The sequence below is a fragment of the Novosphingobium sp. Sphag1I genome (assembly GCF_056279125.1).
Genome location: NZ_JBWBQS010000014.1, coordinates 99,277 through 114,408 on the forward strand (window position 1 = coordinate 99,277; position 15,132 = coordinate 114,408).

The 15,132-nt window shown below is 67.5% G+C and carries 15 protein-coding genes and 1 pseudogene; 1 reads left to right on the forward strand and 15 read right to left on the reverse strand.

The window, feature by feature from the left end; all coding sequences use genetic code 11:
- Positions 1-31: 31 nt before the first annotated feature.
- The 9 genes from ACZ9HU_RS16565 to atpD are packed head-to-tail and all read right to left on the reverse strand — an operon-like array spanning position 32 to position 6,420.
- Positions 32-877: a F0F1 ATP synthase subunit gamma gene (locus tag ACZ9HU_RS16565; protein ID WP_476106537.1), complete on the reverse strand. Its 846-nt coding sequence runs from the start codon at positions 875-877 to the stop codon at positions 32-34.
- Entirely contained in the window at positions 874-2,394 is a 1,521-nt protein-coding gene (locus ACZ9HU_RS16570; protein ID WP_476106538.1) for a F0F1 ATP synthase subunit alpha, read from the reverse strand. Before ACZ9HU_RS16570 ends, ACZ9HU_RS16565 begins: the two co-directional genes overlap by 4 nt.
- A complete protein-coding gene (locus tag ACZ9HU_RS16575) occupies positions 2,378-3,127 on the reverse strand; it encodes a F0F1 ATP synthase subunit B family protein (protein ID WP_476106539.1) in 750 nt (249 codons plus the stop codon). The genes ACZ9HU_RS16570 and ACZ9HU_RS16575 overlap by 17 nt, the downstream gene beginning before the upstream one ends.
- A 1-nt stretch (position 3,128) precedes the next feature.
- A complete protein-coding gene (locus ACZ9HU_RS16580) occupies positions 3,129-3,371 on the reverse strand; it encodes a F0F1 ATP synthase subunit C (RefSeq protein WP_017501321.1) in 243 nt (80 codons plus the stop codon).
- Positions 3,368-4,069 carry a F0F1 ATP synthase subunit A gene (locus ACZ9HU_RS16585; protein ID WP_021245230.1) on the reverse strand — a complete coding sequence of 234 codons (702 nt, stop codon included), beginning with the start codon at positions 4,067-4,069 and terminating at the stop codon, positions 3,368-3,370. Before ACZ9HU_RS16585 ends, ACZ9HU_RS16580 begins: the two co-directional genes overlap by 4 nt.
- Positions 4,066-4,332 (reverse strand): N-ATPase subunit AtpR, encoded by a 267-nt coding sequence (locus ACZ9HU_RS16590; RefSeq protein ID WP_454798705.1) that lies wholly within the window; start codon positions 4,330-4,332, stop codon positions 4,066-4,068. Before ACZ9HU_RS16590 ends, ACZ9HU_RS16585 begins: the two co-directional genes overlap by 4 nt.
- Positions 4,329-4,604, reverse strand: coding sequence for an AtpZ/AtpI family protein (locus ACZ9HU_RS16595; protein WP_476106540.1), 276 nt, complete (start codon positions 4,602-4,604; stop codon positions 4,329-4,331). The genes ACZ9HU_RS16590 and ACZ9HU_RS16595 overlap by 4 nt, the downstream gene beginning before the upstream one ends.
- Complete coding sequence (locus ACZ9HU_RS16600) at positions 4,601-5,011, reverse strand: F0F1 ATP synthase subunit epsilon (RefSeq protein WP_037448025.1); 411 nt, start codon at positions 5,009-5,011, stop codon at positions 4,601-4,603. Before ACZ9HU_RS16600 ends, ACZ9HU_RS16595 begins: the two co-directional genes overlap by 4 nt.
- Complete coding sequence (gene atpD / locus ACZ9HU_RS16605; protein WP_037448022.1) at positions 5,008-6,420, reverse strand: F0F1 ATP synthase subunit beta; 1,413 nt, start codon at positions 6,418-6,420, stop codon at positions 5,008-5,010. Before atpD ends, ACZ9HU_RS16600 begins: the two co-directional genes overlap by 4 nt.
- 275 nt (positions 6,421-6,695) lie before the next feature.
- Here atpD and ACZ9HU_RS16610 point away from each other — a divergent pair, with 275 nt between their 5' ends.
- On the forward strand, positions 6,696-7,115 hold the full coding sequence (locus tag ACZ9HU_RS16610; protein WP_017501314.1) for a hypothetical protein: 420 nt from the start codon (positions 6,696-6,698) through the stop codon (positions 7,113-7,115).
- A 27-nt stretch (positions 7,116-7,142) separates the two neighbouring features.
- On the opposite strand, the gene fabI is transcribed toward ACZ9HU_RS16610, so the two are convergent.
- The 6 genes and pseudogenes from fabI to ACZ9HU_RS16640 all read right to left on the reverse strand — a co-directional run.
- On the reverse strand, positions 7,143-7,916 hold the full coding sequence (gene fabI / locus ACZ9HU_RS16615) for an enoyl-ACP reductase FabI (RefSeq protein ID WP_037448018.1): 774 nt from the start codon (positions 7,914-7,916) through the stop codon (positions 7,143-7,145).
- Positions 7,913-9,103 (reverse strand): acetate/propionate family kinase, encoded by a 1,191-nt coding sequence (locus ACZ9HU_RS16620; RefSeq protein ID WP_237364623.1) that lies wholly within the window; start codon positions 9,101-9,103, stop codon positions 7,913-7,915. Before ACZ9HU_RS16620 ends, fabI begins: the two co-directional genes overlap by 4 nt.
- Positions 9,096-10,523 (reverse strand): bifunctional enoyl-CoA hydratase/phosphate acetyltransferase, encoded by a 1,428-nt coding sequence (locus ACZ9HU_RS16625; protein WP_021245224.1) that lies wholly within the window; start codon positions 10,521-10,523, stop codon positions 9,096-9,098. Before ACZ9HU_RS16625 ends, ACZ9HU_RS16620 begins: the two co-directional genes overlap by 8 nt.
- A 3-nt stretch (positions 10,524-10,526) precedes the next feature.
- Positions 10,527-12,249, reverse strand: a pseudogene (locus tag ACZ9HU_RS16630) (PHA/PHB synthase family protein).
- A 403-nt stretch (positions 12,250-12,652) separates the two neighbouring features.
- Positions 12,653-13,051 (reverse strand): Cu(I)-responsive transcriptional regulator, encoded by a 399-nt coding sequence (gene cueR, locus ACZ9HU_RS16635; RefSeq protein ID WP_476106541.1) that lies wholly within the window; start codon positions 13,049-13,051, stop codon positions 12,653-12,655.
- Positions 13,048-15,132, reverse strand: a 2,085-nt coding sequence (locus ACZ9HU_RS16640; protein ID WP_476106542.1) for a copper-transporting P-type ATPase, incomplete at its 5' end; no start/stop codon positions are given. The genes ACZ9HU_RS16640 and cueR, both read right to left, overlap by 4 nt.

Here is a 15,132-nt window from a genome sequence, read left to right on the forward strand (position 1 = left end):
TTGCGGAAAAGCAGAAATCCCTGCCCTGCATTCATTGTCGCCGCCGCCCGCTGCTCAATTCGACGACTTCACTGGTGATCTGATCCTGACGCGTGAGCCGCTCCTCGAGGCGCAGGGCTTCGCCCTTGCGATCGATATGGCTACGCGCGGTCGCCATAGTGCGCAGCCGCGCCTCATTCTCGGCGACGAATGTCTCGACCGCCGCCGCGCAGATCTGCGCGAAGACATATTCCACGGTCAGGTCGCCGATGAGATCCGCCGCCTTGAGGTTGATCAGCGGCGGCAAATCCGCCTTGGACGCGGGGACAGCGTCGAGGTCGAGCGGCAGGAGGCTCGCGCGCACGATCGACACGCCCTTGCCGCTACTCCAGACCGGATAAGCCATGGTGACAGGCACCGCGCCGGCCTCGTCCAGATAGTCGTAGAGCGCGTCGATGATGCTTGTCGCCAGGGCGGGAAGCGCGTCGGCCCTGCTCGGCATGCTCGCGCTCCATGCGACGCGCAGCCCGCGCTCGGCCGCGAGCGCCGCCGTGCGTGCGCCGATCAGAAGAATATGCCTATCCTGCATGTCGGCCGCAGCGCCGTCGAGCAGCTGCTCCGGAAAGGCGCCGGCAAAGCCTTGCTCCGCACCGAACAGGATAAGCCCCCCTCTCGCAGCACCAACTGCGCGCGCCGAAGAAAGCGCCAGTGGCTCGGCAAGGCGGCGCGCCTGGCCGATGGCGGTGCGGGCGGTTTCCGCATAGCGTCGCACCGCAGGCAGGAGCGAGCGCGCCTGCTGCGCCCGCTGTCCGGCGATGCCCTGCATGGCATTGACCACCGCGCCGAGCTGGCGGACGGTCTCGATCCGGTGGCCGATCTCGGCGAGACGATCGCTCATGGCATGGAGCCCGTCCGCTGGCTTTCGAGCAGCGCATTCACCGCCGCGACCAGAGCGGCCCGCTGCACAGTGTCGATCTGTCCGGTCCGCTCGATCTGCGCGCAAAGCTCGGGGACGTGATCGTCGATCCAGGCGGGCAGCCGCGTGCGGAGCGACGGTATCTCCGTGACCGCCATGTCATCGAGCACCCCTTCGCCGAGCGCGAGGGCCAGCGCGACCTGGTCGACAACCCGCAGCGGGCTCGCCAGCGGCTGCACGAGGAGGGCGCGTAAGCGCTTGCCGCGTTCGATCTGGGCCCGGACGCGCGGCTCGGGCTGCTCGCCGAAACGGGTGAACATCTCGAGTTCCAGGAATTGTGCGTAGTCGAGGCGCATGGTCCCGCTCGCGTCGCGCAGGACGCGCAGCTGCGTCTTGCCGCCGACCCGGCTCACGCTCGTGCCCACGTCGATGGCGGGCTTGTGCCCCTGCGCGAACAGCTTCGCGTCGAGAATGATCTGACCGTCGGTGATCGAGATCAGATTGGTCGGAATATAGGCGCTGACATTGCCGGCATCGGTCTCCGCGATCGGCAGGGCCGTGAGTGAGCCGCCACCCTTCTCCGCCGAGAGACGCGCGGCACGTTCGAGCAGGCGGGAATGAAGGAAGAAGACGTCGCCAGGATAGGCCTCGCGCCCAGGCGGCTGTCCGGTCAGCAGGGCGATCTCGCGATGGGTCGCGGCATGCTTGGTAAGATCGTCGAGCACCACCAGCGCGTGGCCGCCCGCATCTCGAAAATATTCGGCCATCGTGAAGCCCGCGAACGGCGCGATCCATTGCAACCCCGGCGCCGCGGCGGGGCTCGCCACGACAAAGATGGTGCGGTCCGGTGCGCCATGCCGCCGCACCTGATCGATCACGCGCGCGACCGCCGAGCTTTTCTGGCCGATCGCGACATAGACGCAGATCATGTCGCTCGTGCGCTGGTTGATGATCGTGTCGACCGCGAGCGCCGTCTTGCCGGTGGCGCGGTCGCCGAGAATGAGTTCGCGCTGCCCGCGCCCGATGGCGAACATCGCATCGATCGCGAGCGTGCCGGTCTGGACCGGCTCGACGACGAGGTCGCGCTCGATGATCGCCGGCGCCGGCCGTTCGACAGGGTCAAAACGCTTGGCCCTTATCGGCGCGCCGCCATCGAGCGGACGGCCGAGCGGATCCACGACGCGGCCAAGCAACGCCTCGCCGACGGGCACGCGCACCACCTCGCCCGAGCCGGTTACGGTGTCTCCTGCCTCCACCTGTGCGGCATCGTGGAGCAGCACGCAGCCGATCCGCTCACGATCGAGCGTGTGGACGAACCCGGTCTGGCCGCGGGCAAAATACAGCAATTCGTCGAGGCGCGCGTCCGGAAGGCCCGAGACCATGGCGACGCCGTCCCCGATCGATTCCACCCGACCGATCGCATCGACACGCGGCCCGAGATTGGCGCGCGCGATACGGCTCTGGGCCTGCGTCAGCCAGTCTTCAGGCGATCCGGGCATGATCGTCCTCGTCGAGGCTGTCCACCATGGCGTCGAGATCGGCGCGCCAGCTGTTCCGCACGACGGCGTGCGGCGTGCGAAGCTCCGCGCCCGCAATGAGGTTGGGATCGACCGCGAAGATCGGGGTCGCGGTATCCGGCAGGATCTCGCCAAGCGCGCGCGCTACCTCCGCCTGCAGATCGGGCGTGAGCGGCGCGGGCGTCGCGACGGTCACAGGCCCGGTTGCCGTCAGGCTGCGGCGATCCGCCTCGGAAAGCTCCCTGAGCCGCGCCTTGAGGGCATCGACCATGGCCTGCATCGTCTGCTCGGGCGGGAGTCGAGCGAGCAATGTGCCCGCCATCGAGGCGGCGAGGCTCCCTGCTTTTTCCCGCCACTGCGCCGCCACCCGCCCGTGTTCGGCATCGATCGTCGCATGACCTTGCGCAACGAGGGCGTCCGCCTCGAGCCTGGCCTGCGCGAGGAGGCGCTGGCGCTCCGCTTCGGCCTCGGTTCGGATCTCGGCGCGGCGAGCCGCCGCATCCGCGACGAAGCCTTCATTCTGCTCCTTGAGCGCCTGCGCTTCGGCCTCGGCCCGATCCTTCGCGTGCCCCGCATCGTCAAGTAGCGCCTGGGCCGATGCCTGGCGGGCCGCGATGGCATCCATCACCGGACGGAACAGGAAGCGCCCGAGCAGCCACACGAGGATGAGGACATTGACCGCCTGCAGCGCGAGCGTCCACCAGTCGATCCGCATGTCAGGCGAACGGGTTGGCGAAGAGCAGCAGCAGCGCGATCACGAGGCAGTAGATCGCCATCGTCTCGATCATCGCGAGGCCCACGAACAGCGTGCGCGAGACGGTGTTGGCGGCTTCGGGCTGGCGCGCGATCGCGTCCATCGCGGCGGCGACGGCCCTGCCCTGCCCGAGCGCCGGGGCGATTGCGCCGATCGAGATCGCGAAAGCGGCGCCGAGGATGCTGGCGAGATGGATCCAGTTCATGCGGGGGACTCCTGTTTGGATGGCGGGCGGGCGCCGTTCTCGCTGATAGCGCTCCCGATAAAGACCATGGCGAGCGCGCCGAAAATGTAGGCCTGGACCGCGCCGGTCAGCATTTCGAGCGCCATGAGCGGGATCGGGACGAGCAGCCCGGCGAGGCTCAGCACGACGCCGATCATGAAGACGCCGCTCATGACGTTGCCGAACAGGCGCACCATCAGCGAGAAGCTGCGGGTGAAGAGCTCGACGATATTGAGCGGGGCGAGCAGGATCGAGGGGCGCGCGAAGGTCGCGAGATAGGCCCTGGGCCCGAGCGCGCGGACGCCGAACCAGAGCGTCGCGCCGAAGACGATCAGCGCCAGCGCCGCGTCGGTTTCGAGGGTCGCCGTCGGCGGCTCGACGCCGGGGATCAGCGACGACCAGTTGGCGACCAGCAGGAACAGGAACAGCGTGCCGATCAGCGGCAGATAACGCTGCGGTTCCGCCTCCATCGTCTCGCGGATCTGGCCGGCGACGGTCTCGACGACCAGCTCGAGCGCCGCTTGGGCTCGGGTTGGGCGTAACGCAAGGCGGCGGGTCAGCAGCCAGCTTCCGATTGTAAGGAAGGCCATGATGCCCCAGGTCGTGGCGACCGGCTGGCTGATCGGCACCGGACCGATCGCGAACAGCACATGGCTTTCAAGTGGTGACGCGAATTTCATCGGGCGCCTCCGAGCCGGTGGAGCATGATCTGGCGCCCGCCCATGAAGCCGGTTGTTGCGGTAAGAAGCGCCGGCCACCCTTGCCGGCTGGCGATGACGAGAACCAGAATAGTGACGGCGAGACGCCCGAGCCTGAGCAGGATCGCGCGCGATGCCGGGCCGCCATGGGTGACGAGGTCGGCTTCTCTGGCGATGGCCGCGAAATGGGCGAGGCCGACCGCAAATCCGAGGGCCAGGAACAGGATGGGGGAGAGCTGGCTCATTGCCGGTGCATCCAGCGCCAGCCCGACCAGCAGCCGAGGGCGAGCCCGACGAGCAGGAGCGGCGCGGTCCAGAAGATGCCGCTATCCAGCCGGTGGTCGAGCCAGCGGCCGATCGCGAGACCGACCAGCGCGGGCAGGACGATCTGCCAGCCGAGCACGCCGATCTGGCCGAGATTGCGGGCGACGGGAGGAAGCCGCTGCGCAAGCCGCCGCCGTTCCGCGCGGGTCCGGATGGCTTCGACGATCGGCTGCTCGGGCTTGTCCGCGGTCACAGACCAAGCTCCCGGCCACCACCCTGCAGGGCCTCGACCATATGGCGGATCGCCTGCATCCTGAGCTTCGCCGACGCGGTCCGTTCGGATCGTTCGCCCTCGTCGCGCTCGCGGTAGCGCGCGAGCACGTCATGCTCGAGCGTTCCGAGGTCATCGCCGACATGGCCTTCGCGCGTCGCGACCGCGACCCCCGTGCCGTGGCTTACGGTCAGAATGCCGTTGCGCACCGCGCAATAGCCTGGAGCGCCATCGGCGCCCCGCCAGGAGACGATCGAGACGCCAAGCGCGGTCAGGAAATCGGCGTGGCCCGACAGGATGCCGAAACTGCCGCTGGCATCCTCGGCGCGAACCGACCTGACGTCCGTGTCGACGAGGATCGCGGTCGGATCGGTGATCCGCAGCTTCATGCGCCCTGCCCCACGCGAGAGCGTGCCTCTTCAATATCGCCTACCATGTAGAAGGCGCTCTCGGGCCAGTCGTCGGTCGCGCCGGCCAGGATGGCCGCGACGCCCTTCAGCGTATCGGCCAGCCCCACAGAACGGCCGGCTTGCCCGGTGAAGGCCTGGGTCACCATGAAGGGCTGGGTCAGGAAGCGCTGCAGCCGCCGCGCCCTGCCGACGATCAGCCGATCCTCGCGGCCCAGCTCCTCGATACCGAGCAGCGAGATGATGTCCTGGAGCTCGCGATAATGCGCGATCGTCTCCCGGACCTGCTGGGCGAGCGCGTAATGATGATCGCCCACGACCTGCGGATCGAGCAGGATCGACGAGGATCCCAGGGGATCGACCGCGGGATAGATGCCTTCGGCCGCCATGGCGCGCGAGAGCAGAATGGAACTGTCGAGATGGGCGGAGATGGCGGTGACCGCAGGGTCGGTGAAATCGTCGGCGGGCACATAGACCGCCTCGATCGCGGTCACCGCCGCTCCATGCACCGAGGCGATGCGCTCCTGCAGCGCGGCCACTTCGCTGGCCAGCGTCGGCTGGTAGCCGACGCGTGAAGGCATGCGTCCGAGCAGGCCGGAGACTTCGCTGCCGGCCTGGACGAAGCGGAACACATTATCCATGAGCAGCAGGACATTGCGCTTCTGCTCGTCGCGGAAATATTCGGCGATGGTGAGCGCGGTCAGCCCTACCCGCCAGCGCGCGCCCGGCGGCTCGTTCATCTGCCCGAAAACGAGCACGGTCTTGTCGATCACGCCCGAGCCGCGCATGTCCGTGAGCAGCTCATGGCCCTCGCGCGATCGCTCTCCGATGCCGGCAAAGACGGAAACACCTTCATAGCGCGCGACCATCGCGTTGATGAGTTCCATCACCAGCACGGTCTTCCCAACCCCCGCGCCCCCGAACATCGCCGCCTTGCCACCCTGGGCGAGCGGCGCGAGCAGATCGATGACCTTGATGCCAGTCTCGAACATCGCCGTCGCCGCGTTCTGGTCTTCGAGCGGCGGGGGTGCGCGGTGAATGGGCCTCAATGGAACATCCGGCCCAAGCGGCGCGCCGCCGTCACCCACCTGCCCGGTCGGCGTAAGGAGCCGCCCCAGAACCTTGTCTCCGACCGGGACCGCGATGGGGGCGCCCAAGGCCGTCACGCCGACATTACGAGCGAGACCGGAGGTCGGCTGAAGCGCGACGGCGCGGACGGTGCGGTCATCGATATGGCTCTGCACTTCCGCGACCAGCGGGCCTGACGATGCATCGACGCGCAGCGCTTCATTGACCGCGGGCAGCGGCCCTTCGTCGAACTCGACGTCGAGGACGGGACCGCGCAGCGCCGCAATCCGGCCGAGCCTGGCTATGGACGGTATCACGCCCATGCCGGTTGCCGGGTCAGACCATAATCATGCCCGACCGTGCCGCGATCATGACGGGACGGGTAGAAGTCGCTGCCCGCGGGCACGACATGGACGACAAGCCAAAAGTGCATTGGCTGAGCGTCGCAGGCAAGCCGCAGATTCGGCATACGTAGAGTTACCGATTCTCTCTGATTCAGCCTCGCCGAATAACGGCGGCGCGACGCGATGGGCCTCAGGCCAGGGCGCTATGCCCGATATGCCAGAGCTCAAACGCGAAGAGAAAGGTTCACCGTTTCATGCCCTATCCCGTTGATCAACTCGCCGCGCTCGCCAAAGCGAATGTCGGCCTGATGCTGAAGCTCGCCGAAGTCGCCCGGAAAGGTGGCGAAGAGTCGCTCGAGGTCGGCAACCGCGCCGCCGGCCGCTTCGCCGAAGAGGCGCGTGCCTCGATTGCGGGCGCGACGGACAAGACGTCGGACGCCGGCGCGGTCAGCCCGGCCGGACCGCGGGCACTGTTCGAGGACATGGCCACGGTCCGCGAGCATATGATTGCCGGCACAAGATCGGCGTTCGAGGAATGGCAGCAGGCCTGGCAGGCCGTCGCGAGCGCTCCGACGGCTCCCGGGGCGCTGGATGCCTTTGCTGCCATTGTCGGACCATGGTTCGGGCAGAAAAGCCCGGGCGACGGCGAGAAGCAGGCCACCAGCGACAAATAGGATAGCCCCCGATCGCGGCGAGCCGCCCTAGCCGAGCAGGTGCTGACCGCCATCGACCGGAATGATCGTGCCGGTGATATGGCGGCCGGCATCGCTCACCAGAAAGGCGGCGAGCCCTCCGACATCCTCGATGGTCACGAGCTGGTGCTGCGGGACCGTCGCCGCGGCCCGTTCGAGCAGCTCGTCGAAGCGGTCGATGCCGCTGGCAGCGCGGGTCGCGATCGGGCCTGGCGAGATCGCATGGGCGCGAATGCCCTTGGGGCCAAGCTCAGCCGCGACATAGCGGGTCGCGCTTTCGAGGGCCGCTTTGACCGGCCCCATCAGGTTGTAGTGCTCGACCACCCGCTCCGACCCGTAGAAGGTGACGCACAGCAGGCAGCCGCCATCCGACATCAGCGGCTCGGCGAGACGCGCCATGCGCAGGAAGCTGTGGCACGAGACGTCCATCGCCAGCGCGAAGCCTTCGGCCGAGCTGTCGACGACGCGGCCGTGCAAATCCTCCTTCGGCGCGAAAGCGATCGAGTGAAGCAGGAAATCGAGGCCGCCCCATTCGGACTTCACCCGCTCGAACAGGGCCTCCACTTCGCCCGGCACCCGGACATCGCACGCGGCGAGCCATTCGACTCCCAGGGTCTCCGCGACGGGCGCCACGAACGGCTCGGCCTTTCCATTGAGATAGGTCGCCGCCAGTCTCGCCCCACAGTCGTGAAAGGCCTGGGCGCAACCCGCCGCGATGCTATGCGCGTTGGCGATACCGATCACCAGGCCGCGCTTGCCAGTAAGATCGACGAGAGGTTTCATGCTTTCGGCTCCTCACGCAGCAGATCGGCGGCGTGGATAGCGATCATCCTTTCCTCATCGGTCGGGATGACGCGGACGGCGACACGGCTGGACGGCGCGCTGATGACTGCATCTCCTCGGAGGTTCGCGTCCGCGTCGAGGTCCACGCCGAGCCAGCCGAGCCGACCGGCGACGCGGGCGCGAATTTCAGGCGAATTCTCGCCGATCCCGGCAGTGAACACGAATGTGTCGAGACCCCCGAGCGAGGACGCGAGAGCGCCGGCCTGGCGCGCGATCTGCCAGACGAAGAGCTCGATCGCTTCCCCAGCGGTGGGCGTTTCGCTGCCGAGAAGCGCGCGCATGTCGCTGGAGACGCCGGACACGCCCAAAAGGCCGGACTCACTGTAGAGGAGATGCTCGACTTCACGCGCCGTCATGCCCCTCTGCTGGAAAAGATAGAGCACCGCGCCCGGGTCGAGCGCGCCGCAGCGCGTACCCATCACCAGCCCGTCGAGCGCGGTGAACCCCATCGTCGTGTCGATGCTGCGCCCCCCGGCCATCGCGCAAAGGCTGGCCCCGTTGCCGAGATGCGCGGCGATCGTGCGGCCACCGCCTGTATCGGGATCGATCGAACGCAGCTGCCGCGCGATATATTCGTAGGAGATGCCGTGAAAACCGTAGCGCCGCATGCCCTCTTCGCCAAGCGCGCGCGGCAGCGCGAGGCGCGTCGCGATCGGGGGCTGGCCATGATGGAAGCCGGTGTCGAAGCAGGCGACTTGCAGCACAGCGGGGCGCAGCCTGGAGACGGCGCGGACCGCGGCGAGATTATGGGGCTGATGCAATGGCGCCAGTGGGCAAAGCGCCTCGAGCGCGGCGAGGAGTGGCGCGTCGACCCGCGCCGGCGCTGAATAGTCGGTGCCGCCATGAACGATCCGATGGCCGACCGCGATCAGATCGTCGCCGACCGAGGCTTCGATCTCCCGCAGCAAATCCTCGAGCAGCGTCTCGTGCGTGATCGTGCCGTCTTTCGTCCAGCGCCGCTCGGCAAGGACATCCCCCTTCGCATCGCGCGCGATCAGGTGCGGCTCAAGGCCGATATTCTCGATCTTGCCGCTCGCCAGCAAAGAGGGCTCATCAGTGCCCGGCTCGGCGTAGAGCGCGAACTTAAGGCTCGACGAACCGGCGTTGAGGCACAGGATTTCAGCCATCGCGGCGCTGTCCCGCAACGCCGGGAGCCGCCTTGGTCGCAGCCCGCGCCAGCAGCACCGCGAGCGCGCAGGAGGCGAGGCGCGTGCGCACGCTGTCTGCCCGGCTGGTGAGGATGATCGGAGCGCGCGCGCCGAGCACCACGCCTGCGGCATCGGCGCCGCCCAGGAAGGTCAGCTGCTTTGCGAGCATGTTGCCGGCCTCCAGATCGGGCACCAGCAGGATGTCCGCCTGGCCGGCGACCGGCGAGACGATACTTTTCTCGCGCACGGCCGCCTCGCTGATCGCATTATCGAGGGCGAGCGGGCCATCGAGCAGCGCGCCTTCGATCTGGCCCCGGTCCGCCATCTTGCAGAGCGCCGCGGCATCCAATGTGGTGCGCATTTTCGGATTGACCGTTTCGACGGCGGCGAGGATCGCGACCCTGGGCTGTTCGATCCCGATCACATGGGCAAGGTCGATCGCGTTGCGCGCGATGTCGGCCTTGTCCTCAAGCGTCGGCTCGATGTTGATCGCGGCGTCGGTGATGATGAGCGGGCGCGGATAGCCGGGCACGTCCATCACATAGGCGTGGCTGATCCTGCGTTCGGTCCGAAGGCCCGTGTCGGACGATACGACCGCGCCCATGAGCTCGTCAGTATGAAGCGAGCCCTTCATCAGCAGCGCGGCTTCGCCGGCCCGCACGCGCGCGACGGCTTCGGCGGCGGCGGCGTGGCTGTGCGGGACGTCGATCACCCGGAAGGCCGCAATATCGACACCGGCGTCCTTCGCCGCATTCGTCATACGCGCCGCAGGGCCGATGAGAATCGGAACGACGATGCCGGCGTCGGCGGCCTCAGCCACTGCGCGCATGGCGTCGGCGCTGCACGGATGGACCACGGCCGTGACGCACGCAGATCCGTCCTTGGCGCGCGCCATCAACTGGCGGAAGCGGTCGTGGCTGGCGATCCGCACGTCGGGAAGCGGCATGCGGGGCCGGCTGACTTTCTCGGTGGGCGCCTTGACCTCGGCCTGGCCGCTGATGACGGTCTCGCCCTTCTGGTTCACGCAGGTGCAGTCGAGAACGATGACATGATGCTCGGCGCGCTTCTGCGCGACGGTGACGCAGGCCGTGATGGTGTCGCCGACGCCCACCGGGCGGGTGAAGCGAAGCGATTGGCCGAGATAGATCGCACCGGGCCCTGGCAGCTCGGTTCCCAGGATCGCCGAGATGAGCCCCGCGCCCCACATGCCATGAGCGATGACCCTGTGGAACATGTCCGTTTCGGCATAGACAGGGTCGAGATGCGCCGGATTCACGTCGCCTGACACCGCCGCGAAGAGCTGGATGTCGTCGGCGGTCAGCGTGCGGGTGAGGCTGGCCGTATCGCCGACGGCGATCTCGTCGAACGTGCGGTTCTCGATGAGGTTGGCGGCGGCCATGGCTCAGCGCTCCAGCACGTAGCGCCCGGGGGCATCACCGAGCGGCGGATAGTTCCGTTCGGGCGCGCCCATCGCCGGTGGGGCCGCCGCCTCGCCCGAGTGCGATCCAAGCCATGAACTCCATTCCGGCCACCACGACCCTTCGCGCACCTCGGCCCGCTCCAGCCAGGCATCGGGACCTGGCGCCGGGCCATCCTGCATCCGTGTCGCGATGCGATAATGGCGATGAGGATGCCCGGGCTCGGAGACGATCCCGGCATTGTGGCCACCGCTCGTCAGCACGAAGCGGATCTCCGCGCCCGTCAGCATGTGGAGCTTGTGGGTCGAGCGCCACGGCGCGACATGGTCGGTTTCCGTGCCCACCATGAAGATCGGCATGCTCAGCCCCGAGAGCGAGACCGGGTGGCCGCCGGCCTCGTAGCGCCCTTCGGACAGGTCATTGTCGAGGAACAGGCGCCGAAGATATTGCGCGTGCATGGCATAGGGCATGCGGGTGCCGTCGGCGTTCCATGCCATGAGGTCGGTCATCGGCTCGCGCTCGCCCATGAGATAGGTCGAGAGGATGCGCGACCAGAGCAGATCGTTGGACCGCAGCATCTGGAAGGCGCCGCCCATCTGGCTGCTGTCGAGAAAGCCGCGCGCCCACATCATCGCATCGATCAGGTTGATCTCCGCCTCGTCGATGAACAGACCAAGTTCGCCCGGCTCGCTGAACTCGGTCTGGGCGGCGAACAGCGTCACGCTCGCCAGACGCTCATCTTCATCGCGCGCCATCGCGGCCGCGGTGATGGCGAGCAGCGTGCCGCCGATACAATAGCCGGCCGCGTGGATCTTCTCGGTGCCGGTAATCACCTGGATGACATCCACGGCGGCCATCGGCCCAAGCAGGCGATAATCCTCCATGTCGAGATCGCGGTCGGCGCTGTCGGGATTGTGCCAGGAGATGCAGAACACGGTGTAGCCCTGCCCGACCAGCCAGCGGATGAGCGAATTTTCCGGCGACAGGTCGAGGATGTAATATTTCATGATCCATGCCGGCACGATCAGTATCGGCTCCGGACGCACCGTCTCGGTTGCGGGCGCATATTGGATCAGTTCCATGACCCTGTTGCGAAACACGACCTTGCCAGCCGTGGCTGCGACCTTCTCGCCGACCCGATAGGCCTCCGTGCCCGCTGCGGGCTCCCCGCGTACCAGGCGTTCCAGGTCGTCGCAAAAAAAATCGCGCACCCTCGACAAGGCATTGTCCTCCGGTTTCGAGGATGCGCTGCTGGAGCACGGGGTTGGTCGGGATGAAATTGGTCGGGGACACCATGTCGAGCATCTGGCGGGTCGCGAACTCGACGATCGCTTCGTGGTGCCCGGTGACGCCGCTCACGCCGGTCGTCGCGGCATGCCACCATTGCTGCTGGAGCAGGAAGGCCTGCTCGATCAGGTCGAACGGATGGCGCTTCCAGGCTGCGTCGGCGAAGCGCCGATCCTGGGGCAGCGGATCGATCGCCGGCTCGGGATCGCTGCCGGATGCGCTGCGCATGGCATAGTCGGCGAGCCGCATCAGCTTGCGCCCGCCCTTGGCGGCGAGCTGCAGCTGCCTGCCTGGCGAGCAGAGAATGTGCGTCCACCAGTCGGAAAAAGACTGCGCCAAAGTGGCGGGCGACTGGCCTGAAGTCAGCTGCGCGATGGCGGCGAAGCTCGACCGATCCAGCGTCGTGGCCAGACCGTCCAACGGGTCAGGGATATTGCTTCGACTCTGCACATTTTCGCTCCTGCTGCGGTGCAACAAGCCCTGAAGCGCAGGAAGCCTCTGCGCACTCCGTAGTCCTACGGAGGGATTGCCTCGCATATGCCAGCCCCAGAAGTCAGAGCTCAGCACGACATTGCTGTATGAAAAGCGGCCAAATACGATCAGGAGGCTCAGTGCGGTCGCCCGGGCGAGCCAGCTATCCCGCCGAACCAGTCCCGCAATACCGGCGAAAGGGTCTGCGGGTTGCCGCCGATATGGCGAAGATCCTCCGCCAGCAGTGGCGGGCGGACTGCGAGGAAATATATCGCGAGGCCCGTCGTGAGAATGCCAAGTGCGATCAGCACCCCGGCCGCCAGAGCGGGTCTGGTCCGAGAGGCGGCCGGCGCTAACATTTTCTGTCGAGACTCAGTTCGGCGATGATGGGACAATCTGGCCGCTCGTCGCCATGACAGCGCTCGGCGAGATCGACGAGGGTCTCGCGCAGGGTCGTCAGCGCTTCGGACTTGCGCTGCAATTCCTCCGCCCGCGCCAACGCGACCCGCTTTACATCGGCGCTGCTGCGGCCCGTGTCGGCCCACAGGCCGAGCAGGGTCCGGATCTCCTCGATCGGAAAACCGAGATCGCGGGCATTGGCGATGAACCGCAGGCGATGGAGGTCACTCTCGCCATAGTCGCGATAACCCGCTCCCCGGCGCGGCGGCGCCGGGATGAGGCCGATCTTCTCATAATGGCGGATCATCCGCTCCGAGACCCCGCTTTGCTTCGACGCCTCCCCGATGTTCACAGCGCTTTCCGGTTGAGGCGCAGCGCGTTGGTGACCACGCTGACCGAGGAGAGCGCCATGGCGGCGGCCGCGATGATCGGCGAGAGCAGGATGCCGAACAGCGGATAGAACGCGCCCGCCGCCACCGGCACCCCGGCGACATTGTAGATGAAGGCGAAGACCAGGTTCTGGCGGATGTTGGACATGGTCGCCTGGCTCAGCCGCCGTGCCCGCACGATGCCCATGAGATCGCCCTTGAGCAGCGTCACGCCCGCGCTCTCGATCGCGACGTCGGTGCCCGAGCCCATGGCAATACCGACATCGGCGGCAGCCAGTGCGGGGGCGTCGTTGACCCCGTCGCCGGCCATCGCCACCACGCGCCCCTCGCTCTTCAACCGCGCGACGACGGCACTCTTCTGGTCGGGCAGTACCTCGGCTTCGACATCGTCAATGCCGAGCCGCCTTGCCACCGCCTCTGCTGTGGTGCGGTTGTCGCCGGTCAACATCACCACGCGAATGCCTTCGGCCTTGAGTGCGGCCAGGGCCTCCGGCGTCGTCTGCTTCACGGGATCGGCGATTGCAAAGGCGCCGCCGACGGTGCCGTCGACGCCGATGAAGATCGCGGTGGCGCCATCCCGGCGCAGGGCGTCGGCCTGCTCCGCCAGCGCGTCGGTTGCTATGCCCTCTTCCGAGAGGAACCGCGCATTACCGAGCACGATCCGGCGGCCGTCGACGGTGCCGAGCGCGCCGCGTCCGGTGGGGGAATCGAAGTCGGTGACGTCGCTCGTGGGGATGCCGCGATCCTTCGCGGCCTCGACGATCGCCAGCGCGAGCGGATGCTCGGAGGCCCGCTCGACCGAGGCGGCAAGCCGCAGCAGTTCGGCTTCGTCGAAGCCGGGCGCCGGCACGATCTGGGTGACGGCAGGCCGGCCTTCGGTCAGCGTGCCGGTCTTGTCGACGACGAGCGTGTCGACTTTTTCCATATGCTCGAGCGCTTCGGCATTCTTGATGAGGACGCCGAGCCCGGCGCCGCGGCCAACCCCGACCATGATCGACATCGGCGTGGCGAGACCCAGTGCGCAGGGACAGGCGATGATCAGCACGGCGACCGCCGCAACCAGCCCGTAGGCGAAGCGCGGCTCGGGGCCCCAGATGCCCCAGGCGATGAACGCGACCACCGCGACCGCGATGACCACGGGCACGAACCAGCCCGACACCTGATCGGCCATGCGCTGGATCGGCGCGCGCGAGCGCTGCGCCTCGGCGACCATCTGGACGATGCGCGCGAGCATGGTGTCCCGGCCAACCTTGTCGGCGACGATAACGAGCGCGCCGGTCTGGTTGAGCGTGCCGCCGATCACCGTGTCGGCCTTGGCCTTGGTGACGGGCATGGACTCACCGGTGACCATCGACTCGTCGAGCGAGGAACGGCCGTCCTCGACCACGCCATCGACCGGCACCTTCTCGCCGGGACGCACACGCAGGCGGTCGCCGACCGCAACGAGATCGAGGCTGATTTCCTCTTCACTGCCATCGGAACCGATCCGGCGCGCGGTCTTTGGCGCAAGGTTGAGCAGCGCCTTGATCGCGCCCGAGGTCCGCTCGCGCGCGCGCAGTTCGAGCATCTGGCCGAGCAGCACGAGGACAGTGATCACCGCGGCCGCCTCGAAATAGACGGCAACCATGCCGTCCTCTCCGCGGAAGGCGGGCGGGAACAGCTGGGGCGCGAGCGTCGCGACGACGCTGTAGAACCAGGCGACCCCGGTCCCCATCGCGATCAGGGTGACCATGTGGAGGGTGCGGGTCTTGAGCGAGGCCCAGCCACGCTCGAAGAAGGGCCAGCCCGCCCAGAGCACGACGGGTGTCGCCAGCACGAACTGGATCCATACCGAGATCGACATCGGCACGAGGCGATGGATCGCGGGAAAGAGATGCGCGCCCATCTCGAGGATCAGCACCGGGAGGGCCAGCATCAGGCCGACCCAGAAGCGCCGCGTGAAATCGACCAGCTCGTGGCTGGGGCCGCTGTCGGCGGTCACGGTCGCGGGCTCGAGCGCCATGCCGCAGATCGGACCGGACCCGGGATGGTCCTGCCGGATCTC